Origin of the sequence: Hymenobacter rigui (genome assembly GCF_003944715.1) — a bacterium.
Classification (GTDB): domain Bacteria; phylum Bacteroidota; class Bacteroidia; order Cytophagales; family Hymenobacteraceae; genus Hymenobacter; species Hymenobacter rigui.
Genome location: NZ_RWIT01000003.1, coordinates 52,104 through 74,416 on the forward strand (window position 1 = coordinate 52,104; position 22,313 = coordinate 74,416).

At 56.6% G+C, this 22,313-nt stretch carries 23 protein-coding genes; 13 read left to right on the plus strand and 10 right to left on the minus strand.

Going from position 1 to position 22,313, the window contains the following annotated elements:
* Positions 1-69: 69 nt before the first annotated feature.
* Positions 70-654 carry a YdeI/OmpD-associated family protein gene (locus tag EI291_RS07250; RefSeq protein ID WP_125419149.1) on the plus strand — a complete coding sequence of 195 codons (585 nt, stop codon included), beginning with the start codon at positions 70-72 and terminating at the stop codon, positions 652-654.
* On the plus strand, positions 647-1,078 hold the full coding sequence (arr, locus tag EI291_RS07255) for an NAD(+)--rifampin ADP-ribosyltransferase (protein WP_205701577.1): 432 nt from the start codon (positions 647-649) through the stop codon (positions 1,076-1,078). The genes EI291_RS07250 and arr overlap by 8 nt, the downstream gene beginning before the upstream one ends.
* A gap of 58 nt (positions 1,079-1,136) precedes the next feature.
* Here the strand turns inward: arr and EI291_RS07260 are convergent, their stop codons facing one another.
* Positions 1,137-1,832, minus strand: coding sequence for an SGNH/GDSL hydrolase family protein (locus EI291_RS07260; protein ID WP_125419150.1), 696 nt, complete (start codon positions 1,830-1,832; stop codon positions 1,137-1,139).
* A 317-nt stretch (positions 1,833-2,149) separates the two neighbouring features.
* Here EI291_RS07260 and EI291_RS07265 point away from each other — a divergent pair, with 317 nt between their 5' ends.
* The 3 genes from EI291_RS07265 to EI291_RS07275 all read left to right on the plus strand — a co-directional run bounded on the left by EI291_RS07265 (position 2,150) and on the right by EI291_RS07275 (position 5,200).
* Positions 2,150-3,634 carry an alpha/beta hydrolase family protein gene (locus tag EI291_RS07265; protein WP_125419151.1) on the plus strand — a complete coding sequence of 495 codons (1,485 nt, stop codon included), beginning with the start codon at positions 2,150-2,152 and terminating at the stop codon, positions 3,632-3,634.
* Positions 3,635-3,750: 116 nt separating this feature from the next.
* Positions 3,751-4,356, plus strand: coding sequence for a hypothetical protein (locus tag EI291_RS07270; RefSeq protein ID WP_125419152.1), 606 nt, complete (start codon positions 3,751-3,753; stop codon positions 4,354-4,356).
* Positions 4,357-4,444: 88 nt separating this feature from the next.
* Positions 4,445-5,200 (plus strand): copper resistance protein NlpE N-terminal domain-containing protein, encoded by a 756-nt coding sequence (locus EI291_RS07275; RefSeq protein WP_170172551.1) that lies wholly within the window; start codon positions 4,445-4,447, stop codon positions 5,198-5,200.
* Between the two features lie 75 nt (positions 5,201-5,275).
* Here EI291_RS07275 and EI291_RS07280 read toward each other — a convergent pair whose 3' ends face one another.
* Complete coding sequence (locus EI291_RS07280; protein WP_125419154.1) at positions 5,276-6,568, minus strand: MFS transporter; 1,293 nt, start codon at positions 6,566-6,568, stop codon at positions 5,276-5,278.
* 214 nt (positions 6,569-6,782) lie between these two features.
* Here EI291_RS07280 and EI291_RS07285 point away from each other — a divergent pair, with 214 nt between their 5' ends.
* The 5 genes from EI291_RS07285 to nth all read left to right on the plus strand — a co-directional run bounded on the left by EI291_RS07285 (position 6,783) and on the right by nth (position 9,785).
* A complete protein-coding gene (locus EI291_RS07285) occupies positions 6,783-7,202 on the plus strand; it encodes a hypothetical protein (RefSeq protein ID WP_125419155.1) in 420 nt (139 codons plus the stop codon).
* Positions 7,203-7,251: 49 nt separating this feature from the next.
* Positions 7,252-7,830 carry a DUF6799 domain-containing protein gene (locus EI291_RS07290; RefSeq protein ID WP_125419156.1) on the plus strand — a complete coding sequence of 193 codons (579 nt, stop codon included), beginning with the start codon at positions 7,252-7,254 and terminating at the stop codon, positions 7,828-7,830.
* Between the two features lie 322 nt (positions 7,831-8,152).
* Complete coding sequence (locus EI291_RS07295) at positions 8,153-8,788, plus strand: RNA polymerase sigma factor (protein ID WP_125419157.1); 636 nt, start codon at positions 8,153-8,155, stop codon at positions 8,786-8,788.
* Positions 8,727-8,957: a hypothetical protein gene (locus EI291_RS07300; protein ID WP_125419158.1), complete on the plus strand. Its 231-nt coding sequence runs from the start codon at positions 8,727-8,729 to the stop codon at positions 8,955-8,957. The genes EI291_RS07295 and EI291_RS07300 overlap by 62 nt, the downstream gene beginning before the upstream one ends.
* A gap of 108 nt (positions 8,958-9,065) precedes the next feature.
* The gene (nth, locus tag EI291_RS07305; protein ID WP_125419159.1) at positions 9,066-9,785 is read left to right on the plus strand and encodes an endonuclease III; all 720 of its coding nucleotides are present in this window, start codon (positions 9,066-9,068) and stop codon (positions 9,783-9,785) included.
* A 63-nt stretch (positions 9,786-9,848) separates the two neighbouring features.
* On the opposite strand, the gene EI291_RS07310 is transcribed toward nth, so the two are convergent.
* Both EI291_RS07310 and gldB read right to left on the minus strand, forming a co-directional pair.
* Positions 9,849-11,069, minus strand: a complete 1,221-nt coding sequence (locus EI291_RS07310) for a glycosyltransferase family 4 protein (RefSeq protein ID WP_125419160.1) — start codon at positions 11,067-11,069, stop codon at positions 9,849-9,851.
* A gap of 21 nt (positions 11,070-11,090) precedes the next feature.
* Entirely contained in the window at positions 11,091-12,098 is a 1,008-nt protein-coding gene (gldB, locus tag EI291_RS07315; RefSeq protein ID WP_240635416.1) for a gliding motility lipoprotein GldB, read from the minus strand.
* A 109-nt stretch (positions 12,099-12,207) separates the two neighbouring features.
* Here gldB and EI291_RS07320 point away from each other — a divergent pair, with 109 nt between their 5' ends.
* The gene (locus EI291_RS07320) at positions 12,208-12,888 is read left to right on the plus strand and encodes a porin family protein (protein ID WP_125419161.1); all 681 of its coding nucleotides are present in this window, start codon (positions 12,208-12,210) and stop codon (positions 12,886-12,888) included.
* Between the two features lie 73 nt (positions 12,889-12,961).
* On the opposite strand, the gene EI291_RS22810 is transcribed toward EI291_RS07320, so the two are convergent.
* Positions 12,962-13,126: a hypothetical protein gene (locus EI291_RS22810; RefSeq protein WP_170172552.1), complete on the minus strand. Its 165-nt coding sequence runs from the start codon at positions 13,124-13,126 to the stop codon at positions 12,962-12,964.
* Between the two features lie 489 nt (positions 13,127-13,615).
* Positions 13,616-14,017, minus strand: a complete 402-nt coding sequence (locus tag EI291_RS07325; RefSeq protein WP_125419162.1) for a hypothetical protein — start codon at positions 14,015-14,017, stop codon at positions 13,616-13,618.
* Positions 14,018-14,382: 365 nt separating this feature from the next.
* Between EI291_RS07325 and EI291_RS07330 the strand changes: the two genes are divergently transcribed.
* Positions 14,383-15,108 carry a LytR/AlgR family response regulator transcription factor gene (locus EI291_RS07330; protein WP_125419163.1) on the plus strand — a complete coding sequence of 242 codons (726 nt, stop codon included), beginning with the start codon at positions 14,383-14,385 and terminating at the stop codon, positions 15,106-15,108.
* A 2-nt stretch (positions 15,109-15,110) separates the two neighbouring features.
* Here EI291_RS07330 and EI291_RS07335 read toward each other — a convergent pair whose 3' ends face one another.
* The 4 genes from EI291_RS07335 to EI291_RS07350 form a co-directional block, all read right to left on the minus strand.
* Complete coding sequence (locus EI291_RS07335; RefSeq protein ID WP_125419164.1) at positions 15,111-17,438, minus strand: ATP-binding protein; 2,328 nt, start codon at positions 17,436-17,438, stop codon at positions 15,111-15,113.
* Positions 17,439-17,670: 232 nt separating this feature from the next.
* Positions 17,671-19,278: an Rne/Rng family ribonuclease gene (locus EI291_RS07340; protein WP_170172553.1), complete on the minus strand. Its 1,608-nt coding sequence runs from the start codon at positions 19,276-19,278 to the stop codon at positions 17,671-17,673.
* Positions 19,279-19,687: 409 nt separating this feature from the next.
* On the minus strand, positions 19,688-20,611 hold the full coding sequence (locus EI291_RS07345) for a tetratricopeptide repeat protein (protein ID WP_240635418.1): 924 nt from the start codon (positions 20,609-20,611) through the stop codon (positions 19,688-19,690).
* Between the two features lie 84 nt (positions 20,612-20,695).
* Positions 20,696-20,998, minus strand: a complete 303-nt coding sequence (locus EI291_RS07350; protein WP_110979047.1) for an HU family DNA-binding protein — start codon at positions 20,996-20,998, stop codon at positions 20,696-20,698.
* Between the two features lie 201 nt (positions 20,999-21,199).
* On the opposite strand from EI291_RS07350, the gene mutY reads away from it, so the two are divergent.
* Positions 21,200-22,291, plus strand: coding sequence for an A/G-specific adenine glycosylase (mutY, locus tag EI291_RS07355; RefSeq protein ID WP_125419165.1), 1,092 nt, complete (start codon positions 21,200-21,202; stop codon positions 22,289-22,291).
* Positions 22,292-22,313: the final 22 nt, after the last annotated feature.

Here is a 22,313-nt window from a genome sequence, read left to right on the forward strand (position 1 = left end):
TTCACCCCGTTCTGCTGCTATATTCCAGCTGCCAACGACCAGCTGAACCAGCCACTCCCCAATAACGCAATGAACACCAATCCCAAAGTCGACTTCTACTTCGTCAAAGCAGAAAAGTGGCAGCAGGAACTCCGTGCGTTGCGGGCTATTGTGCTGGAATGCGGACTTGTGGAGGAGTTGAAATGGGGCGTGCCGTGCTACACGTTTCAGCAAAAAAACGTGGCCCTGATTCACGGCTTCAAGGAATACTGCGCGCTGCTGTTCATGAAAGGCGCACTGCTGAGTGACACCAACGGCTTGCTGATTCAGCAGACGGAAAACGTGCAGGGTGGCCGGCAGATCCGGTTCACCAACGTGCGGCAGATAACTGAGTTGGCCCCTATCCTGAAAGCGTATCTCTACGAGGCAATAGAGGTGGAAAGGCTAGGCCTGAAAGTAGAATCAAAAGCAAAAGAGGTACTGGTTTTTCCCGAGGAGTTTCAAAGCAAACTAGCTGACAATCCGGCGCTGAAAACAGCCTTCGAGGCCCTGACGCCGGGCCGGCAGCGCGCTTACAACCTGCATTTTTCCGCGCCCAAGCAGTCGAAAACCCGCGAGTCACGCATTGAAAAATGTGTGCCGCAGATTCTCCATGGCAAAGGGCTGCATGACTAATACTCCCATGGCCTTCACCCCAGACCTAACCGACCAGCCACTCTACCACGGTACCAAGGCCGACCTGAAGCCCGGCGACCTGATTGTGCCCGGATTTGCCTCCAACTACGGCCAGCAAAGACAGGCTGTGTATATCTACCTGACTGCTACGCTGGATGCGGCCACTTGGGGAGCCGAACTGGCCTTGGGCGAAGGGCGCGGCCGAATTTACATAGTGGAGCCCACCGGCCCATTTGAGGATGACCCTAACCTGACGGACAAAAAGTTTCCCGGCAACCCTACCAAGTCGTACCGCTCCAAGCATCCGCTACGGGTTACGGGTGAGGTAACGGAGTGGCAGGGTCACTCGCCGGAACAGCTGAAGGCCATGCAGGAAAACCTGGCACGGCTGAAGGAGCTGGGAATCGAAGCCATTGAAGATTGAGTCGGATTGTAGCTTCAATTTCGCATGATAAGGCTACGTAATGGCAGAGTTTACGCTATTATTTCTTTAACCGCTTCCCCACCACCTTCTTCCACACCGCGTAACCGGCGGGCGTCATGTGCAGGCTGTCGGACACGTAGAACTGCGGCTGGGGCCGGCCGTTGCGGCCCAGTAGCGGCGTGGCCGTATCCACGTAGCGCAGGTGTTTGGGGTGCTGCTCAATGTACTCCCGGATCAGGCGGTTGGCTTCCTCCACTTTTGGGTAAAGCGCCCAGCGCGAGGGGCTGGGCTTGATGGCCAGAAACACCAGCGGCACCTTGGGCAGCTTCTGTTGCATCAACTGCTCAAATGCCTGGAACGACTGGAATACCTCCTGTGCCGAGGCACCGGATCCGATGTCGTTGTCGCCTTCGTAGAGCACCACCTGCCGGGGCTCATAGGCCACCACCAGCTGATCAAAAAAGTACAACGCATCGGGGAAACGGGAGCCACCGAAGCCGCGGTTGAGCACCGGGCGGCCGGCAAAATCCTGGCGCAGGGTTTCCCACTTGCGGATGGAGGAGCTGCCGTAGAACAGAATGGGGTGCGCGGGCGGAGGCGTAAGGCTATCCTGCCGGGCAAAGGCACGCAGCTCATCGGTCCACTGAGCGGGCTTAATGGGTGGTGCCTGAGCGGCAGCTACGTGCCCGAAACCGCAGGTACCAAGTAGTACTAAAACAATTTTCCGCCAGTAGCCCAACGATGTAGAAAGCATAGTATATAAACTCAACTGTACCTACTATTTACCCACCTGAACAGGGAGCCATTATGCCAAAGTCGGGACACCCGCTGGGAGGTTGCGCCGGCGCACCGGAAGCGGCAGAAATCAGCTATTTCGGAATATAGCTCCCTGTTGATGCTGCCAGGGCGAAATAGATGAACTACTGCAAAAGTTTTTTGGGCGTTTCCGCCCGTTCCAATGGGTTCCGACCATGGTTCCGCAACCTTGGCTGGCATGTATGCGTCAAGTTTGATATTTTCCGTCTCTTGTTGCCCTGGCGACAGTAAAATACCCTTCTTGTTTTTCATTTTATGAAGAAACTCTTACACGTATTTTTTCTGCTTGGGCTACTTTTCTGGATGTTGCCCACGGCCGTTTTCGCCGGCGAAGCCCCAGCTCCACTTAACGGGCAATGGAAGGGTCCGCTCAAGGTTCCCGGGGGGCAGCTCACGCTTATTATTACGCTGGTTCCTCTCTCCAACGGCGCATATTACGCGGCGCTGGATGCCCCCCAGCAGCGCATCAGCCGGATGCCTGCTGAGGTAACGCTGAAAGGCACCGATATTACGATTAGCATCGAGCAGGCGGGCAGCAAGTTTGTAGGCAAAGTGAAGGATGGGGGAACGACGTTTCAGGGAACCTGGACGCAGCCCGGGCTGTCGGCTCCGCTGACGCTTACGCGCATGGCCGCTGCCAAGCAGCCCGTAGCCGCCAGCAAGCCCCGCCTCACGCCACCGTACCGCGAGGAAGAGGTGAAGTTTGTGAATACTGCCGCCGACCTGGCCCTGGCCGGCACGCTGACCATTCCGGCGGGTCCCGGTCCTTTCCCGGCCGTGGTGCTGCTTTCCGACAATGGCCCCCAAAACCGCGACGTGGAACAGCAGGATTACCGCATGTTCGGGGCACTGGCCGACCACCTCACCCGTCGGGGTATTGCCGTACTGCGCTTCGATGACCGGGGCGTGGGCAAGTCGCAGGGCAACCACTTCGTGACCACCACCGCCGATTTGGTGGGCGATGCGCAGGCCGCCATGGTGTACCTGCGGGCAAAGCCCCTCATCGACCAGCGCTACATCGGGCTGATTGGCCACGGCGAAGGAGCCAACGTGGCTCTGCTGGCCGCCGCCGAGCAGCAGCCCGTTACGCCGGCTTTCGTAGTGTCCCTGTCGGGCTACGGCGTACCCGGCCGCGACGTGATTATGCGGCAGCAGATGGAAATTATGCGCCTGATTGGCTCGAACCCGGCGCAGGTGAAAGCCGCGCTGGAACTGCACAAGGAGATGGTGGAAATCATCCGCCAGACGCCCAACGACAACCAGGCCCGGGGCAAGGTGGCCGCCACGCTGCGCTTCAACAACGTAGACCTCGACCCCCACATGGCCCGGGCCCGCGCTATTCAGCTTACCTCGCCCTGGTCGCGCTATTTCCTCGATTTCGACCCCACCCGGAGCCTGACCAGTGTAAAATGTCCGGTGCTGCTGCTGGGTGGCTCCAACGATTTGCAGGTGGACTCGCACCAGAATATGGCTCCACTGAAGAAAGGCCTGAAAAGTGCCAAAGTGAAATCAGAGCGCATTGCCGGAGCCAACCACTGGTATCAACCCGAAATGAAGGATTGGCCGCTGGTGAACGGCGAGCAGCAGCCCGTATTCTCGCCCAAAGCCCTGACAGCTATGCGAGAGTGGATTTTTGAGAATACGGAGCGGCCCCAGCCCGGTCCATCGGCCGACAAATCGGCCACGACAACGCCCAAAACCGGTAAAAAAACCATCAAGAGTGCTCAGGCCAGCCGCTAGCTTGTAGCTATTTTAAATCCAAAAGCAAAGCGCCGGGCCAGTTCCGGCGCTTTGCTTTTGCCCCGTACTATTGCCCTTCGGGAACCCGCCACCCGGTTAGTAGCTTATAGCACCCTATGCACCTGTTGCGCGCCGATATACACGACCTACTGGCCTTTGAGATGCTCAGCCGGCATACGCTCGATATTCTACGGCATAAGCACGATGTGAGTGAAGGCGAGTTGTTCTCGGCATTGATGCAGGTGTTGCGCGAGCAGCGGGCCGCGCCTGGGCAGGTGCCGCCTAAGTCGGAAGGCCAGCTGCGGTGCGGACCGGAGGAGCACATCTGCCGGCATTGCGGGGAGTTTTTTCCGAAGCGAGATGCCATGAAGCACCTCTGGCAGGCGCACGACCTGGTGGTACGGCATGCTCCGGAAACTCATTATACCTCCGATGTTCGATTGGCAGCCCTCTACCGCCAAGCCCGCGCTACCGGTACCGATCCGCAGCCTTTGCTAGCCGCCTGGGAGGCTACCCAGCAGTTTGAGCAACGGTACACCCCGGTACGCACTGTGGGGCAGCGGCGGTACCTGGTGCGGCGGCGTGGCTACACCATTCTGGTGGTAGGCAGCACTACGCTCAACGGCCAGTACCAGCGCCACGACCTGAACCAGGACAGCCGCCGTCAGGGCTTTGCCCGCTGCCTACGCGGCACGTTTATCCTGGTGCCCATGCGTACCTGAGCGCCGTGGGCCACCGTAGTGGCTGATGCATCTAAGCCGGAGTGGGTTGCGTAGCAGGAGATATTCACCCTGTTCACTACGCTCCACTATGCTTCGTTTGCTTTCTGCTGCCCCGTTGCTGATTCTGCTTGCCGCCTGCCAGGGCCGTGAGCAACCCTACGGCACCGGCCCCCAAAACACCGCCCCCGATAAAGATGCCGGTGCTGCTGCGCTGCCCTTAGCCGGCATCTACGCCGATACCGTGCCCTGCAACGACTGCCAAGGCATAGCGACCCGCCTTACCCTCAAGCCGGATAGCCTGTACGAGCTGCAGGAAGTGTACATCGGCCGGCCGAAGCCGGAAAACTACCGCCGGGGCTCCTGGCGCGTGCGGGGACAGGTGGTTACGCTGGAGCCCAGCGGTAACGACCCCGTACGCCGGTATCAAGTAGAACCGAACCAGGGATTGCGCCTACTGGATGCGGATGGTAAACCCATGCAGACGGCCGGTCAGGATTACACGCTGCAACACCTGGCGGCCACCGACCTCAGCGCCACCGGTACCAAGCGGGAATTCACCGGCCGCTACACCTACTTGGCCGATGCGGCAGTATTTGTGGAGTGTGGCTCCGATAAGCGCTACGCCATAGCTCCGGCCGGCCTCGGAGCCCAGCTGGAGCGCCAATACGGTACTACCCGCAAGGAAGCTGGCAAGCCGGTATTTCTGCGGGTAGCCGCTACCGTCACCAGCCAGGGCCGCATGGAAGGCACGGTCACGGAAGAAGCCTTGCAGGTGGATAAAATTCTGGAAATGAAGCCCGACCCCATCTGCCCCCAGGATCAGAAGCAGGCTTTTCTGAAGTAAGTATTCCGGTAAAAGAGACGGGGCCGGTGTTCAGTGCTGAACACCGGCCCCGTTGCTTTTACCTTACAGTCAGGATCAGGATTTGGCTTTTTCAGGAGTCATATCCAGGCGACGCAGCTTATCGGCACTCAGTGCAGTAATACCCACCACTACTAGGGTCATGATGCCGCCGAATACCACGGAAGCCGCCGTGCCCAGCCATTTCGCCATGGCCCCCGACTCAAACGCGCCGATTTCGTTGCTGGACCCGATGAAGATGTTATTCACCGCGGACACCCGTCCCTTCATGTGCTCCGGAGTAAACGTATGCAGCAGCGTGGAGCGCACAATTACTGACACAGAATCGAACATGCCCGTCAGGAATAGCAGACCCAGGGAAAGCCAGAAATTGCGCGACAGGGCAAACCCGATGGTGGCCAGCCCGAAACCCGCCACGGCCCAGAGTAACTTACGCCCTGCATGGCGGCGCAGGGGAAAATACGTGAGCAATACGGCCATCAGTACCGAGCCCAGCGCCGGTGCCGACTCCAGGTGGCCCAGGCCGGTGGAGCCCACTTTCAGGATGCTTTCGGCGAATACCGGCAGCATAGCCACGGCTCCACCGAACAACACCGCAAACAAATCCAGAGACAACGCGGCCAGCACCAGCTGATTTCCGAAAATGAACTTCAGCCCGGTGCTGATGCTTTCCCGGAAATCGGGGGCGGCGCCCTCACGCTCCGGCAGCGGGTGTGAAGCCAGACTACCGAACAACCCCAGCGACACCAGCAGCATCGTGGTTGCCACGGTGTAAGCTCCGGCCACACCCAGCGGTGCAATCAGGTAGCCACCAATTACCGGCCCTATCACCGAAGAGCCCTGCCAGGTAGTGCTGTTCCAGGTAATAGCATTGGCTAGTTTCTCCCGGTCGGGCAGCAGCTGGGGCATGTAGGAGAACAGCGCCGGCCCCAGAAAGCCCCGGGCAATACCACTCACGAAAATCACCGCGTAAATGGGCAGCGTACCCAGGTGCTCCGAAGCCAGCAGGTTAATTCCCGCCGAGGATGACAGGGCCGCCAGTACCCCCGCGCACAGCACCAGCAGCGCTACGGCTACCAGAATGATGTTTTTCCGCTTGATGGAATCTGCCACGTGCCCCGCGTACAACGAGACGGCAATGCTGGGAATGGCTTCCGTCAGGCCAATGAGGCCCAGTTTCCATGGGTCGCCGGTGAGCTTGAACAGCTGCCAGCTTACCACCAGCCCCTGAATGCGGGTGGCAATAACGAAACTGGCCCGGGCCGAGATAAACCGGCGAAAATCCGGAATACGTAGGGCCGCGTACGGGTCATGGCGAGGGGAGTCGGAAGCAGGGACGGGTGCTGACATACAAGAGCAGGCCGGAAAGCAACGGCCGGGCAAAGGTAGGCCCCGCCGCTCGCCTGCTAAGCTCAGCCAGAGCACTTTTCTCCTTTTAGCTAACGTGGGTTTTCACTGACAAGCCTTTTTGCCCTGCTTATCGTACGTATACCGGACGCACTGCACAACCTGCCGGCTTCACGGCTGTTACCCAGGCTTTCTCTCACGTTTTGTTGCTTCCCCTATGTCTATTATAGCCTCTGATACCCCCGACCTGCTGACGATGCAGTACCGTCCCGAGTTGGGAGTGATGGACGTACGCTGGCTGCGGCCGGTGGCAGCCCGGGAACTGCAGCAGAGCTACAGCATGGCCCTGGAAGCAGCCCCGGCTACCCGCTACTGGCTGCTGGATTTGCGCCAGCGCGGCCCGGCCAGTGAAGACGACACGCACTGGGTACTAACCCAGTTTGTACCCGATCTGGCGGCCCGGACGCGCGGCCGCGTGTACCTGGCGTTTCTGGTAGCGGCCAGCCAACTCAGCCCCGAAGAACAGGAAGCCGGTTCCCCCATGGTACTCACCGACCAGGCCCACGTGCGTCTGTTTGCCGCTGAGGAACCGGCCTTGCATTGGCTGGCTGGCCGTCAGCACCACGAAAGTGACTAATGTCTTTGTTTACCCCACTAGTGCTTATACCACTCCACCGTTTCACCATATGCCCGCCGTTACATACCATCTCCGCTCCCTGCTGCTGGCAGGTTTGCTTACTACTGCTTCTGCGGCTGCCCAAGCGCAGCAAACTGTTCCGGCAGCAACATCCCAGTCTCAGCTAAAAGACGGTGCCTTTCGGCGCAATGGAAAAGTGTTCCGGCTGCAGGCTGGCCAGACCACTCCCCTATCCGCTCCCCTACGCTTTGCCAACGGCCTCACGCTTCGCCCTGATGGTATTATGGTGAGCAAGAGCGGCACTCGTCAGCTACTGGAAAACGGCAAAGCCGTGAACATGCAGGGCGACGTGGTGATTTACCGCGACGATATGATGACCCCGGAGGCCATTGCCCGCCACGATGAGCAGGCCACCGGCTCATCGGGTACTACTACCGTTGCTATTCCGGTTTCCACTAATATGGCCGCTATAGCCACCCAACTGCAGAATACCGCCCAGCGGCTAGACCAGTTGCGGCAGCTAAGCCAGTTGCTGGACCAGAGGGCAGCGGCAGCCGCTACCGGTACTAGCACTACAACAGAGCTGGAGACCCGTATTCGGCAGTTAAGCCAACAGCTCCAGCCCTAGCGCACGGTTTTTGCTATATACCTTTTCCGGAGGCTGATTTTCTCGTTTATTATTGAGAGAATCAGCCTTCGTTGGCATATAGCTACACGGCACCAGCCAACGCCACCGGCAATAGGGTATTAAGTATTTAGGATAAGTGATATTAGGTTTTTCAACAGGTCGAAAAAATTTTGTCATTTCCTCTCCTTACCCGTTGCGTTTCGATTAGCGGTTCTCTACATTTGATTTATTCCAATTCTTCATTCTTCCTTCACGCGAGTATTCACCGGCAACTGCACCCTATGGCCTAAAGCTCTACGTTCCCTTCTTTTTCGTAGTGTTTATGGAAACCATGCAGCCGAGCGACTCTGCTCTCATCTCGCTTTATATTGCCGGCCAGGAAGATGCCTTTGCTCAACTGCTTGAGCGGCACAAGGCCCGTGTATTTACTACTATTATGCTCATTGTCCGCGACGAAGACGTAGCGGAAGATTTGCTGCAGGACACGTTCATCAAAGCCGTGCACACCATGAAGAGTGGCCGGTATAATGAAGAAGGAAAATTTTCGTCCTGGATTTGCCGCATTGCGCATAACTTGGCTATTGACTGCTTCCGCCGCGAAAAACGGAGTCCTTTATTGAACCTTGACACAACAAGTCATGCGTTCAATTCGTTGTCGTTGGCAGAAGAAGGAGCCGAGGCCGCGCTTACCCGGGAAGAAACCCACGCGCGGCTCCGGGAACTGATTCAGGAGCTGCCCGCGGCGCAGAAAGAAGTCCTGATCATGCGCCACTACGGCGACATGAGCTTTCAGGAAATTGCCGATGCAACGGGGGTCAGCATTAATACCGCGCTGGGGCGTATGCGCTATGCGCTGATCAACCTGCGGAAAAAAATGGCCGCACAACCCGTTTTCTATGATCAAAACCTTTACCCACGAGACGCTGCTCCGGTACGTGTACAACGAATTGCCAGCTAAGGAGCACCAGCAAGTTGAACACGCCCTGCTGCACGATGCCGAGTTAGCGGCTTCCTGCGCCGATTTGCTGTTGGCCCAGCGTGCCCTCAACGACTTACGCCGCGCACCCAGCCAGCGCACCACCGATTCAATTCTGCAGTATTCCCGCACCTTTCTGCGGAAGGAATAACCCGCTTTCTTACCCCAAAGCACCGCGCCGCAAAAGTACCGCTTGGTACCTTTGCGGCGCGGTGCATTAGTGCCGTACCGGCCTTCCCCATCAGTTCTATAGCTTTTCATGCGCAAGCCCGAGCGTTTCCGCCACTTCCTTGAGTATTTCACCACTCATTTTCCGAAACCGGAAACGGAGCTGCACTACCGCAACCCGTATGAGTTGATTGTGGCAGTGGTACTCAGCGCCCAGTGTACCGACAAACGCGTGAACCAGGTAATGCCGGCCCTGCTGGAGCAATTCCCAACGCCCGAGCAGCTGGCAGCTGCCTCGGCGGAGGATATTTTCCCATTTATCCGCAGCGTCTCCTACCCTAACAATAAGGCCAAGCACCTGGCGGGCCTGGGCCGCATGTTGGTGCAGGATTTCGGCAGCGAGGTACCCAGCACGATTGAAGAACTGCAACGGCTGCCGGGCGTGGGTCGCAAAACGGCTAACGTGGTAGTATCGGTCATCTACAATCAGCCGGCAATGGCTGTCGACACCCACGTATTCCGGGTATCCCATCGGCTGGGACTGGTAGCCGAAACCGCCACTACGCCGCTGGCGGTGGAGAAGGAACTGGTGCGCTACATTCCGCAGGATCTGATTCCCAAAGCACACCACTGGCTGATTCTGCACGGCCGGTATATCTGCCTGGCCCGCTCTCCTAAATGCGCTGTTTGCCCGCTTTCCGGGTGGTGCAAATACTACGCTGATGTTATCAGCAAAACGATTAATTCAGCTACAGAAAATGCTCATACTCGCCGAAAAGCCATTAATTCCAAACTCAATAGTACAACTTAGTATATAAGTAGTTCTAAGAAGCCTATAAGTTCCTCTATGGTGTAGAGGGAAGGGCGGGGTGAATCACCGGGATGCTGCTTCTAGAATATGCTGCATCACTTGCCCTATCTGTCGACGGTCAAATTCGGTAGCCGCTATTTGGCGTCCCTGCTCCCTGGCAGCTTGTAAGTATTCCGGTGTCCGGAACAGACTGGCTAGTTTCTCTGCCAAAGCCGCAGCGTCATCGGCGGGCGAGTACCAGCCACAGTGGTGCTGCTCCACGAAGTCTTTCGTCCAGCCGGAATTGGTCACGATGACGGGAGTACCCACAGCCAGACTGTCGTAGAACTTGGCGGGTGAGTTGGCATGCAGCACGGGCAGGCCCAGAAAAGGTGCTACCGATACATCGGCGAGCTTAAACCACGCAAACACGGCATGGCGCGGCTGCGACGGCACCACCCGAATGAAAGGGTAGCTGACCGACGCGCGCTCCAGAAGTCCATCATAAAACCCGTGCCCCATAAACAGCCACACTGCGTTGGGGCACTGAGTGGCCAATTGAATAGCCGCTTCCACCAGCAGCGGAATATTGTTGGCCCGCCCGAAGGTGCCGGCATATAAAATAACCTGTTTGCCTTCCAGCCCCCAGGCCTGCCGTAAAGCAGCAACGGCCTCCTCCGTGGCAGCCGCTGCCAGGTCCAAGTCGGTGCCGTTAAGCAAGGTATGCACTTTTTGAGGTGCGAAGGGGTTGCGCTTGGCTTCCTGCCCGATGCCTCGCACGTAGTCCGTCATATCCGGCGAGAGGGTGACAATGGCCTGGGCCTGCTGATACATGGTGCGCTCCATGCGGTACAGGGCCTGCTGCAGCTGCCGGTTGGGTACTGCCCCCATTGCAATAGGAAACGACGGCCACAAATCCTGCACCTCAAACACCCACGGCACCCGCCGCCAGCGGGCCACCTGCGCCGCCGCCCAAGCCGCCGTGAGCGGCGTGCTGATGCCCCAGATTACGTCTGGCTTGTCTATACGCAGCCCTTCCCGGAGGGCATAAGCAGCGTAGTGCCCGAACGACATTCCCCGGCGGAGAACTCCCATCCGGTTTTCATAGGGTACGGCGGCAGCACGCATTTCCACGCCCTCCGGTATCCAGGGAAACTCCTGCGTTAGGCGCTGCTGCTCCCAGGTTTGGGTGGTGATCAGCGTAATACGGTGCGCACGGGCCATTTGCGCCAGCAGCGCGTAGTGCCGACTGGTCGCGGGGCAGTCGGGGTTAGTATGATACTGGCTGAAGACGGCAATGTGCACCGGCGGAATGGTTAATGCGAATTAAGACACCTTCCCCCGGTTGACTTTAGGCCGGTAGCGCGAGTCGTTGAGGATGCGCTGGGCGTTTTTCTCCGCCATCAGCTGCTTCAGGGTCACGGTCGGATGCTCAGCCATGTACTTGCGTACAATCTGCCAACCAACCCACGCCCCTACCCTTCCGGGGCAGGTTTTATCAATTTCCGGAATGTTGGGCCGCTCCCCGATGTACTTCTGAATGGTGAAAGCAGCTGTGTTATAGAGCAGGTTCTTTTCGATGAAGTGCGCCCAGATTTTGCCCTCGTTGAAATGCACTCCGGCCATTTCCTTATCGGTATAGCCAATGAGCAGGGAATCGGGCGTGCAGGGCAGCATCTTTTCCGCGAAGTAGAGCGACTTGCCGAACTGCACCATTTCGCCCAGCATCGTCTGGTTGGTGAGTTGCTTCTGGTTGTATTTACTGCTGATGGCCAGTGCTACGGCAGGCACCAAGTGTTCTTTGGTGTAGCGCCGCAAAATGTAGCCGGGTACATTGGGGCGGTAGGCAGCCTCAGGACCCACAAAAAAATCGGTACTGAGCACCAGCAGGCTGTCATTCACAAATAAATCCTGACTTAAACCGCTCACAAAGGTTTTGACGGGCGGCACCCGGAAGTCCGGAAAATAATAGCGAATGTGCTGAAACATCGGTTTCAGCTGCTGCTCCAACTCGGCGGTGGTAAAGGTGGTATCAGCCTGGGCACCCAGTTTCTGCAGACCGGAGTTGGTAGCCAGGCGCGTAAGCGTGGCTGCCAGTACGCCCGCCGGGTATTGCCCGCTTTGCAGAAACTGCCGGGCAAACAGCTTATGCTCTTGCAGAAACTGGTTGGCGTCGGCCGGTGACTTTATTTGAAAGAACGGTTTTTCCAACCGTTCAATGGTCACCGGTGCTTCAACTTTAGCTACTTCCGGGTTCAGCTCACAGCTTTCCTGACTTCGGCCGCAGGCCAACAGCGTGGCGGCAGTGGTCAGCAGGAGGATCAGGGTACGCAAACGGGCAGGAATATGCATCACGCTTCTATCTTTAAGGCGAAATTAGCCAAAACCAAACGGCTCTCAGCCGTGGTTCGTGTTTCTCTCCTCCACTAAATCCACTGCTGCCATGAAAAACGCTCTGCTTACCCTTCTCGTTAGTGGTGCCACCATTGGTGCAGCATCGGCCCAGGTTGAAATTGGCCTGAAGGTTTCGCCTTCCATCACGCACCTGCGTACCGATTCGCCCAGCACCTATGGCTTCGAAAACCAGAAATCCAAAGTGGGTATCGGCGGCGGTATCATCGTCGATTACTTCTTTGGGCAGAACTACGCCTTCAGCACCGGCCTGGAGCTGACTGGTAAAGGCGGCACCATCAGCTACTTTGACCCCAACCGTGGAGCCAACGGCCAACGCGTCGAGCAAAAAATCGGGCTGCAATACCTGCAAATACCCGTCACGGTGAAGCTCTTCACCAATGACATTGCCACCGATACCAAGCTCTATTTTCAGCTGGGCGGCTCCCTGAACGCGGCTATTGCCGGCCGCATCAATGGAGACAAACGCTACACCGATGCCAGTACCGGCCAGGAAACCAAAGCCGCCAAGCACGTTATCATTCCGGATGCGGCTCTGCGGGGCGGTTTTGGAGTGGAGTATCAGCTGGGTCAGAACACCAAGCTGCTGGCCGGCCTGAGCTACCACCGGGGACTCTTCAACATTGACAACTATTTCGGGGATGAGCGAAATTTCAAAGAAGTAGAATTGAAAAACAGTGAGTTTGCCCTGGATCTGGGCATCAAGTTTTAACTCGTCAGAGCCCCACACAGCACAACGCCCGCAGTACCGTATGGTGCTGCGGGCGTTGTGCTGTGTGGGGCTCCTATAAAACCCGAAATGGGGTAACGGCCTGGCGGCCGGCTACCAACGGCAGCAGTACAATAGTGGCTGTTGGGGCTGGTAGGTGAGCAAGAGCATCAGCCCCCGCAAAACACAGCGCCGCCACTACCAGAAACTGCAGCCACCCCAGCACACTTCTAATCGACATTTTTCGGGAGCAGTTTGCGGTGGCAGCGTGAAGCCGTTACAGGTGAAAATACCGTCGCGCTTACTGGGCAACACCACCAGCACTGTTTGCTGTTCAGCACTGCCGTAGCCACAGGTCAGGCTTACAGTAGCGTTATTGGGGAATGTGAAAGTAAAGCCACCAACGGAGTTGACTACGGCCACGGCCTGGTGCGTATTGGCCAGTTATACGGTAGCGCCGGGTAGCGGCATACCGTCGACCTTGTGATGCCACCGGTTACGATTACCGGGCTGTAGTCGTGCATACTATCATCCGGGGACGTTACACGGCGCGGCTGCAACCGCGCCGTGGTAGTCGCTGCTTTGGTTGTTACTTCTTTTTTGAACGTGTGTGTGGGCTTTACGGGCAACGAGCCGAAAGCTGAAGCTGTTTGCACTACCAAACCCAGTGTAGCAGCCAACAGAAAAGACGGGCGGAGCACATAGTAGGTAATGGCAGGTGAAGAAGGAATTAGCGGCGTGCCGATTCGTCTGCAAACGGATTCTGAAGCATGTTGGAGACAGGTTGGCGTTCCTCCAGCCAGCGAAACGTGCTGTACTGACCGAAGGTAAGAACGCGCCACAGGGCCGCATTGTAAGTGGCAATAGCCTGCTTGCTAGCCGGGCCGCCCTGCTGCAGTTCCAGCAACGTGGCCCGGCGGACTTCAGCGGCCTGCTTACCGGTCAGACGCAGCATATCGACGAGGTAGCAGGTGAGTTGCAAGGAGCGCCTGGACAGTTCCGCATCCTGTTGAGCCCGTGGCTTCGTCATTTTTGGCAGCTTCATCATTCTGCGATGCACCGGATAAGTAGCGGCCAGAGCGTTGACAGTCAAAGCACAAACCATCAGCAGTGAGTGGAAAATCTTTTTCACGCGAGCAGGTGCATTGTCGGTTGAGTAGTACCCCTTTGTTGGAGAAGATCCAAACCTACCGTGCTCAGGTACTAATTACTTGGTCCGTTATCCCAATGAGGGAAAACTCTTCTCAAACGGCTTGGTTTCATATGCGAACAGATTTGCTGCAACGCCAAATCCACTCATTGCATGTAGTTCGTACAACCAGCTTGCAACTGTACTGAACGAGTATTAGATCCAATTCATCCAATTTACTGGCTGGCCTACTACAAGGCTAACAGCCTGCAGATTACTTTGCATGGGTTGAGTTGTATCAGTATCCCAAAGTGAGACTTATAACAGTTTCATTCTGATGAGCTACTCCGTTTCCTACTCTTCGTCGTATGCCCACTTCTTTTGCCTGCGTAATAGTTGATGATAACGAAATCAACCGGCTGACACTCGAGCACATGGTTGAGCTGACGCCGGAACTCAACCTAGCGGCCTCGCTGCCGGGCAGCCTGGAGGCGCTGCAATACTTCCGCCAAGGCGGAAAAGCCGACTTATTGCTGCTCGATATTGAGATGCCACACCTGACGGGTCTGGAACTGGCCCGTTTACTGCCACAACCAGCTCCCCCGGTTATCATGGTTACCACCCACCGGGACTTTGCGGTGGATGCTTTCGAGTTGCAGGTGGTCGATTATCTGGTAAAACCCATCGACCTTCCTCGATTCACCCAAGCGGTTGCGCGGGTGCTGAACCGTCAGCGGACACTGCCGGCCACATCCACTCCGGATGCTCCCACTGAGGCTGTTAACTCGGAGCTATTTATTAAGGTGGGTACCAAAATGTTGCGTCTCAACTTCGATGAAGTGCTGTTCATTGAAGCTATGTCCACATATTCCATATTGGTCACGGGTACCCAGAAGCACATTGTGTACCTGACGCTGAAAGCCTTGGCTGAACGGCTGCCGTTTGCGCATTTTGTCCGCGCCCACCGGAGCTACATTGTTAATACGCAGCGCATCGACGCGGTAGAGGACAATATGCTTCAGCTTGGCAAGTATGAGGTGCCGGTAGGCAAGTCGTATCAGGACGAATTCTACCGCCACCTGCGCGGTTTGTAACCCTATTCTGCCGGCAGTTCCCCTGGCAACTCATGCAACGCCCGCTTTACCTGCGCCACTACGCGGGCCACGGCCGTGTGCGCGGCTCCTTGTTCAACTCCTGCCAAGGCAGGTACTTCATGCTCCAGCTGCTGCAGAGCACCCGCTACATCCTGCACCCCCAACGACTCGATACCGGGCTTGATGTGGTGCACAATGGCGGCTACCTGCTGCCAGTCGCCACGGGCGGCAGCAGTTTCCAGCTGCACCAAGCTGCCCGGCATATTCAGTAGGAACGAGCGGATAATCTTAACCACGAATGCCTCCCGGCCGTGGGCCAGGGCACGCAGCTTTGTCAGATCGTAGCTGCTTTTCGGCGCAGCAGCTGGTGGCAGCAGCTTTTCCAGAATCTGATATAGTTCTACTTCTTCGAAGGGCTTCGTCAGGCAATCATTCATGCCCGCTGCCAGGTATTTCACATAGTCGGCCCGGAAGGCGTTGGCCGTAAGGGCCAGAATGGGCACACTGGCTTTGGCGGCATCGGGCAGCTGGCGGATCAGGGCAGTGGCTTCCAATCCACTCATGCCCGGCATCTGAATATCCATCAGAATGGCATCGTACTGGCCTTGTTGATAGTGCTCAACCCCCTGCTGACCGTTTTCGGCCTCGTCTACCTCTACGCCCCACTCTTCCAACAGCATCCGCGCCACATCCCGGTTAATTTCGTTGTCTTCTACCAATAGCACCCGACGGCCGCGCAACGCTCCGGTATCGAAAGAGGATGCAGCAGTAGCGGCCAGTTGCGGGGCCGTGCGGGGCAGCGTCAGCTGAAACCGGAACGTGCTTCCTTTTCCTACTTCGCTATCTACGGTCAGGGTCCCGCCTAACTGCTCTATAATAGCCCGGGAAATGCTTAGGCCAAGGCCGGTACCCCCGAACCGGCGCGTGGTGTCGGCGTACGCCTGCGTAAAGCCTTCAAATATGCGGTCCAGCTGCTCCGTAGGAATGCCTATTCCGGTATCCGTTACCAGAAACTCTACTGTGAGGGTTTCGGCAGTAGCTGCCAGCTGTTGCCCTACCACCGTAATATGCCCACCCGGTTCGGTGAACTTGACGGCATTAGCCATCAGATTAATAAGAACCTGATTGAGGCGGTATGGGTCACCAACGACCCAAGGCATTGAACAGGTTGCTTTCAGGGGCGTACCAGCTACGGTAATGCCTTTTTCGATGGCCTGGTGCACCAGTGGCTGCAGCGCTTCGGCCATTGAGTCGCACAGATTAAAAGCAGTCTGCTCGAACTCCAGCTTGCCCGACGTAATCTTGGCCATGTCCAGCACATCGTTGATAATGCTGAGCAGGTGCTGGCCCGAATTGCGGATAATACGCAGCAAATCCTGCTGCCGACCATCGAGGCGAGTTTTGCTAAGCTGTGTGGCCATACCCAGCACCCCGTTCATAGGCGTACGGATTTCGTGGCTCATGTTGGCCAGAAAGTTTTCCCGGGCCCGCACCGCTGCTTCAGCCTCATCCTTGGCATGGTTGAGCTCCTGCTCTACCAGCATGCGTTTGGTAATATTTACCAGGTAGAGGTTAGCATAACCTTCCTCTGGGAAAGGCACCACGAATACCGCGTAAAAGCTGCTACCCACCGGTATATCTACCTGCCAGGGTGCATCCTGACTTAGGGCGGCAGATGCCAGCCGCTGAATTTTAGCCAGTAAACGGTTCTGATCGGTTTCATTCAGCCCGGCGTGCAAAGCACTGGCAGCCGGATTGTTGTACAGCACTTGGCCTTCACCATCAATCCGGAAAATCGGGTTGGGATTCTGCCCCGGGATGCTGGCTACGGCCCGCAACTGCTCAGCCGCGCGATGATAATCGGTGGCGTCCCGTAGCCGAATCATACTGCGGGCACTCAGCGTATCTACCTGCTGCACCGGGATAAAATCCCGCTCTAGAATACGGCCGTCGCTCAGGTCCACCCGTTCGTTGAATACGGGCTGACCTAACGCCCGCAGGGTATGAATACGCTTCTCGAAAGCAGCTCCATCAGCGGCCAAGCCCTTCATCAGCGCCGCCATTTCCTGCCACGGACGACCAATCCAGTAGGCCGCGGGCTGAGGCATATCCCACAGCTGACAGAACCGCTCATTCACCAGCGAAATCCGTCCGTCCGTATCCGTCAGCAATACGCCTTCCTGTACGTAATTAATCAGGTGGCCCAGGCGGTTTTCCATCGTACGGGCTACCTCTTTCGCCGCCTGCAGTTCCTGCTCCAGCTCCTGAATCCGTTGATGTGCCCGGGCAGCATCTGAAAACTCAAACGGAACAGTAGGAGAAGATTTCATGAGGGGGAGCTGAGAAGAAAGAGCTTCACGCAAGTACGCCTGTCCTCGCCGAATGGTCAACCATTCTGGCTGAATATATAGTTTTGCCCTGTCAACGTGCGTTTGCAGTGGCCGAAAGACAAGCAGACCGAGGTAGGTCGGGAACCTAGGTTGCTACACTAAAAAAGGCCGCTTCACTATCCGTGAAGCGGCCTTTTCTTCTATCAGGAGGAGTTTTCTCGCAGAAAATCCGTCAGTCAATTATTTCCAGTTCCCGGTCCTGCAACCGGCTCATGGCCGCTGCGGCCGAGTGCAGCTCGATTTCCTCGCCGTGCTCGTCCTCGATGCGGTATTCGGTGAGGCCCAGACTGGTGTCTTTCATCACCTTTACCCACTTGTAATACTTCAGGTACCATTTCATCTGGCGGCTTACCAACCCTTTGGTGTAATAAGCGTGCAGGAAAGGATGTACCGAAAGTGTAATACCCGACTGGTTTTGAGCTACCAGCAGGTCGTCAATGCTGTTGTCGATTTCGTCCGTCACAAGGATGGACGCCGAAATCTTACCCGTGCCACCGCAGGTAGGGCACACCTCACCGGTGACAATGGCTTCGGCCGGCCGCACGCGCTGCCGGGTAATCTGAAGCAGGCCAAACTTGGTGATGGGCAGAATGGTGTACCGCGCTTTATCATGTTTCATGATGCTGTGCACGGCATCCTCTACCTTCTTGCGGCTCTCGCCCGACTTCATATCAATGAAATCGACCACGATGATGCCGCCCATGTCGCGCAGCCGGAGCTGGCGGGCTACTTCTTTGGCGGCCGCTAGGTTCACGTGCAGGGCCGTGGCCTCCTGGTCGCCTTCCTGGTTGCTCTTGTTACCGGAGTTTACGTCGATAACGTGCAGAGCTTCCGTGTGCTCAATAACAAGGTAGCCGCCACCGGGCACCGTTACGGTTTTGCCAAACAGCGTTTTCAGCTGCTTCTCAATGCCGTGCTGCTCGAACACTTTTACCTTGCCGGTATGCAGCTTCAGCAGGCCCAGCTTATCGGGCGCAATCTGCTGCAGGTAGCTGCGCATCTCCTCATACATTGGCGCCGAGTCCACGGTAATGGCATCGAACGACTCGTTGAGCATGTCGCGCAGCATGGAAGAGGTGCGGCCCAGCTCACCCAGAATCTTATCGTTGGGTTTCCCCGTCTTCAAATTCTGGAACAAGGTGTTCCACTTCTCCACCATATTCTGCATATCCCGGTCGAGCTCAGCCACCTCGCGACCCTCGGCCACGGTGCGGATAATCACGCCGAAATTGTCAGGCTTGATGGAAGCAATGAGCCGCTTGAGCCGCTCCCGCTCCGTCTTGCTGACAATCTTCTTGGATACGCTGATGGTGTTGGAAAACGGCACCAGCACCAGGTAGCGGCCGGCCATGGAAATATCCATGGACAAGCGCGGACCCTTCGTGGAAATCGGCTCCTTGATGATTTGCACCACCAGTTGCTGGCCCTTCTTCAGGACGTTATCGATTTTGCCGACTTTGTCGAGCGTCCCGTCAAACTGGAAGGTTTTCAGGGGGCCGACGGGTATTTTCTGCGAGTGTACGCCTTTGCCCCACTTCACCAAGGAGGGAAAATTCTCCCCCAGGTCGCCGTAGTGCAGAAAGGCGTCTTTTTGGTACCCGATGTCAATGAACGCGGCGTTCAGACCGGGCATAACTTTCTTGACCGTGCCCAGGAAGATGTCACCCACCGAGTAGGCGGTGTCGTTGCGGTCGAAATGATATTCGATGAGCCGCTTGTCCTGTAGCAGGGCAATCCGTTCTCCGTCCTGAGTAGAATTAATGATTAATTCGTTACTCAATGGATTAAGCGGTTAGAATGGCTGCTGCTGAGCGTTGGCCAGTTGCCGCTGCCCCCGAAACCCGTAAAGGGAAGCCGGTGCACCAAGGCACCAGCTTCCCTTTCGAGCCACGGGGAAAGCAAACTTATGGCCACTCTCAGAGAACCTAAGTGATAGATAGACGAGCCGCTGAACATATCAGAAACAGCCCGTCAGCAAAACCCCGGGAGGGCTTACTTCTTCTTGTGACGGTTCTTGCGCAGACGCTTTTTCCGCTTGTGAGTGGCAATCTTATGACGCTTTCTCTTTTTACCGCAGGGCATGTTGATGTGGGTTAAGTGGTTGAATGGTTTGTTTTGTTAGTTGTCAGTTACTTGTTATTAGTTGTCAGAAAATTCCGACAACTAATAACAAGTAACTGACAACTAATTTATTGCAGCTTTTTCAGCTCTTCATCCACCGAGGCAGCCAGGGCCGGATCGGGGCTGATGCTTTTGGCTTTCAGGAAGGCTTTTTTGGCTTCTTCCTTCGCGCCGGTTTTGGCTAACGTGACGCCAAGATAAAACTGTCCGTTGACGTTTTCGGGGTTTACTTTCGTCAATTCCTGAAAACGCCCCACGGCTTTATCAAACTGGCCGCTCTGAATTGCCAGTAAACCAAGGTTATACAACGCTTTTTCGTTGCGCGGATCTGCTGCCAGAACTTCCCGGATTAACGTAATACCCTGCACCGGGTTGGTGCTGGACATATATGCCATACCCAGGTTGGTCTTGGCATCGAGGTTGTCGGGGTTGTTCTTCAACACCTTTTCATACAGCTCCATGCACTTGGCCCCGAGCAGCTTCTGGCGGGCCTCAGTGGTAGCAAAGCTGTACGCCTCGAAATACTCGTCGGCGGCACGTTTCCAGGTTTGCTCGCCGGGGCGGGCAATGGCCATCTGCTCCAGATAGTAACCGGCACTGTCGAACCGCTCCACCGCCTTATACTTTTCCGCCAGCTGCTGCGCCAGACGAAGCCGGGCTGCCTGATCGGTTTCGGCGGTGAACTTACCAACCAATGCGCTGATTTCCCGGCGCTGAGCTGGGGGCAACGTCATGTGAGGCTGTTCGGCGGTGCCATTCTGCTCATGGCTACCGGCGGGGTGACCGTGCTCATCGAGGCCACTGGCAGCCGTAGAGGGCGCGGCTGCTCCCTGGTCACGATTAGCCGTACGGGCCGCATCCTGCGCAAGAGTTCCTTTGCCCTCCTTGGGTTTCACAATTACCTTCGGCAACAAAAACAAACCGGCCGCCAGCGCAAACGCCAGGGCCAGCACAAGTAGTTGATGCTTGGAAGAAGAGGTGGTAGTAGCCATCAGCACGGGAAAAAAGCCGGCCGCCAGGTCCCCGGTTACAGGGAGGCCCGGCGGCTCAGCCGGCAACTGAATGGTGCAGGATGCTTAAGCAGCCAGCTCCTTGATTTTCTTGCTGTTTTTGATCTTACCAATGAAGGTCTTCGACGGCTTGAAGCTGGGGATGAAATGCTCGTCGATGATAATCGACGTGTTTTTCGAGATGTTACGGGCTACTTTTTTAGCGCGCTTCTTGTTTACGAAAGAGCCAAAGCCACGCACATAAATGTTGTTGCCTTCAGCCATTGAATCCTTCACGACTTTGAAGAAGGCTTCTACGGTAGCCGAAACGTCTGCTTTCTCGATGCCGGTCTTGTCGGCAATTTCGGCAATTACTTCTGCTTTAGTCACGCTGGTAAGTGTACTAGGGAGTGAAAAATATTCTGATTGGCAAAAAGGATGCCTTTCCTCAAAACGTAAGCACTTGCCCGGTAAGAGTTTGCCTGCGTTTTGAGGGGCACAAAGGTAGTCCGCTTTTTTGGTTTTGCAAACCGTTTTCCCGCAATCCGCACCGGTGTCATGATTGCATCCAACTAATTCTTTCTCAAAGCCTTGAGTTTAGTCCTAACCGATCCTGCCCGTCTCTGGTTTTCCGCCGCCCTGCTCAACTGGTACCCACGCCACCGCCGCGACCTGCCCTGGCGCCACACTCGTGACCCGTACGCCATATGGTTATCGGAGGTAATTCTGCAGCAAACCCGGGTGAAACAGGGCCTCCCCTACTACCTGGATTTTATCACCTCTTACCCCACCGTACAGGACCTGGCTGCTGCCCCGCAGGACGAGGTACTGCGCCACTGGCAGGGCTTGGGTTACTACTCGCGGGCCCGCAACATGCACCATACGGCTCAGCAGGTGGTGCAGGAATACGGCGGGCAGTTTCCGGGCTCTTACCAAGAGCTGCTGAAGCTGCGCGGTGTGGGCCAGTACACTGCGGCCGCTATTGCCTCTTTCGCATACGATGAACAAGTAGCCGTACTCGACGGCAACGTATTCCGGGTGCTGGCGCGGGTGTTTGGCTTCACACAGGATATTGCTGCCCCGGCCAGCCGTAAGGTTTTCCAGCAGCTGGCCGATACGCTGATTCCGGCCGAGCAGCCGGCCGAGTTCAACCAAGCCATTATGGAGTTTGGGGCCATCCAGTGCACCCCGGCAAAACCTGACTGCCTGTTCTGTCCACTACAGCAGCAGTGCTTCGCATTCCAGCACGGTATGGTGCAGGAGCTGCCGGTGAAAAGCAAGGCCAAGGCCGCCCGCACCCGCTACTTCCACTACCTGGTGCTACGCCACGCCAATACAGTGTACCTGCGCAAGCGTGGGCCCAAGGATATTTGGGAAGGACTCTACGATTTCGCGCTGCACGAGACGGAATCGGCTGAGCTGCCGGCGGTGGCCGTAGTGGAGGTGGTGGAAAGTCTGGGTGGCCGTGTGGCTACGAACCGGGCCGAGGAACCAGTGGCCGCGCTGCGGCACGTACTGAGCCATCAGAAAGTGGAAGCGAAGTTTCATGCGGTATGGCTGCAGGAGCCGCTACCGGCCGCTACACTGGCCGCCACTGGCTTGGCCCCCTACCAGGCCGCCGAAATTGAGGAGCTGCCGAAATCAATTCTTATTACCAATTATATTAGCAATTCAGGAATTTAAACACCTAACTATATTGGCAAAT

Bases quoted from the DNA above. Each gene is read 5' to 3' on its own strand.
- EI291_RS07250 (WP_125419149.1), top strand. From the start codon at position 70: ATGAACACCAATCCCAAAGTCGACTTCTACTTCGTCAAAGCAGAAAAG.
- arr (WP_205701577.1), top strand. From the start codon at position 647: ATGACTAATACTCCCATGGCCTTCACCCCAGACCTAACCGACCAGCCA.
- EI291_RS07260 (WP_125419150.1), bottom strand. From the start codon at position 1,832: ATGCTTTCTACATCGTTGGGCTACTGGCGGAAAATTGTTTTAGTACTA.
- EI291_RS07265 (WP_125419151.1), top strand. From the start codon at position 2,150: ATGAAGAAACTCTTACACGTATTTTTTCTGCTTGGGCTACTTTTCTGG.
- EI291_RS07270 (WP_125419152.1), top strand. From the start codon at position 3,751: ATGCACCTGTTGCGCGCCGATATACACGACCTACTGGCCTTTGAGATG.
- EI291_RS07275 (WP_170172551.1), top strand. From the start codon at position 4,445: ATGCTTCGTTTGCTTTCTGCTGCCCCGTTGCTGATTCTGCTTGCCGCC.
- EI291_RS07280 (WP_125419154.1), bottom strand. From the start codon at position 6,568: ATGTCAGCACCCGTCCCTGCTTCCGACTCCCCTCGCCATGACCCGTAC.
- EI291_RS07285 (WP_125419155.1), top strand. From the start codon at position 6,783: ATGTCTATTATAGCCTCTGATACCCCCGACCTGCTGACGATGCAGTAC.
- EI291_RS07290 (WP_125419156.1), top strand. From the start codon at position 7,252: ATGCCCGCCGTTACATACCATCTCCGCTCCCTGCTGCTGGCAGGTTTG.
- EI291_RS07295 (WP_125419157.1), top strand. From the start codon at position 8,153: ATGGAAACCATGCAGCCGAGCGACTCTGCTCTCATCTCGCTTTATATT.
- EI291_RS07300 (WP_125419158.1), top strand. From the start codon at position 8,727: ATGATCAAAACCTTTACCCACGAGACGCTGCTCCGGTACGTGTACAAC.
- nth (WP_125419159.1), top strand. From the start codon at position 9,066: ATGCGCAAGCCCGAGCGTTTCCGCCACTTCCTTGAGTATTTCACCACT.
- EI291_RS07320 (WP_125419161.1), top strand. From the start codon at position 12,208: ATGAAAAACGCTCTGCTTACCCTTCTCGTTAGTGGTGCCACCATTGGT.
- EI291_RS22810 (WP_170172552.1), bottom strand. From the start codon at position 13,126: ATGTCGATTAGAAGTGTGCTGGGGTGGCTGCAGTTTCTGGTAGTGGCG.
- EI291_RS07330 (WP_125419163.1), top strand. From the start codon at position 14,383: ATGCCCACTTCTTTTGCCTGCGTAATAGTTGATGATAACGAAATCAAC.
- EI291_RS07335 (WP_125419164.1), bottom strand. From the start codon at position 17,438: ATGAAATCTTCTCCTACTGTTCCGTTTGAGTTTTCAGATGCTGCCCGG.
- EI291_RS07345 (WP_240635418.1), bottom strand. From the start codon at position 20,611: ATGGCTACTACCACCTCTTCTTCCAAGCATCAACTACTTGTGCTGGCC.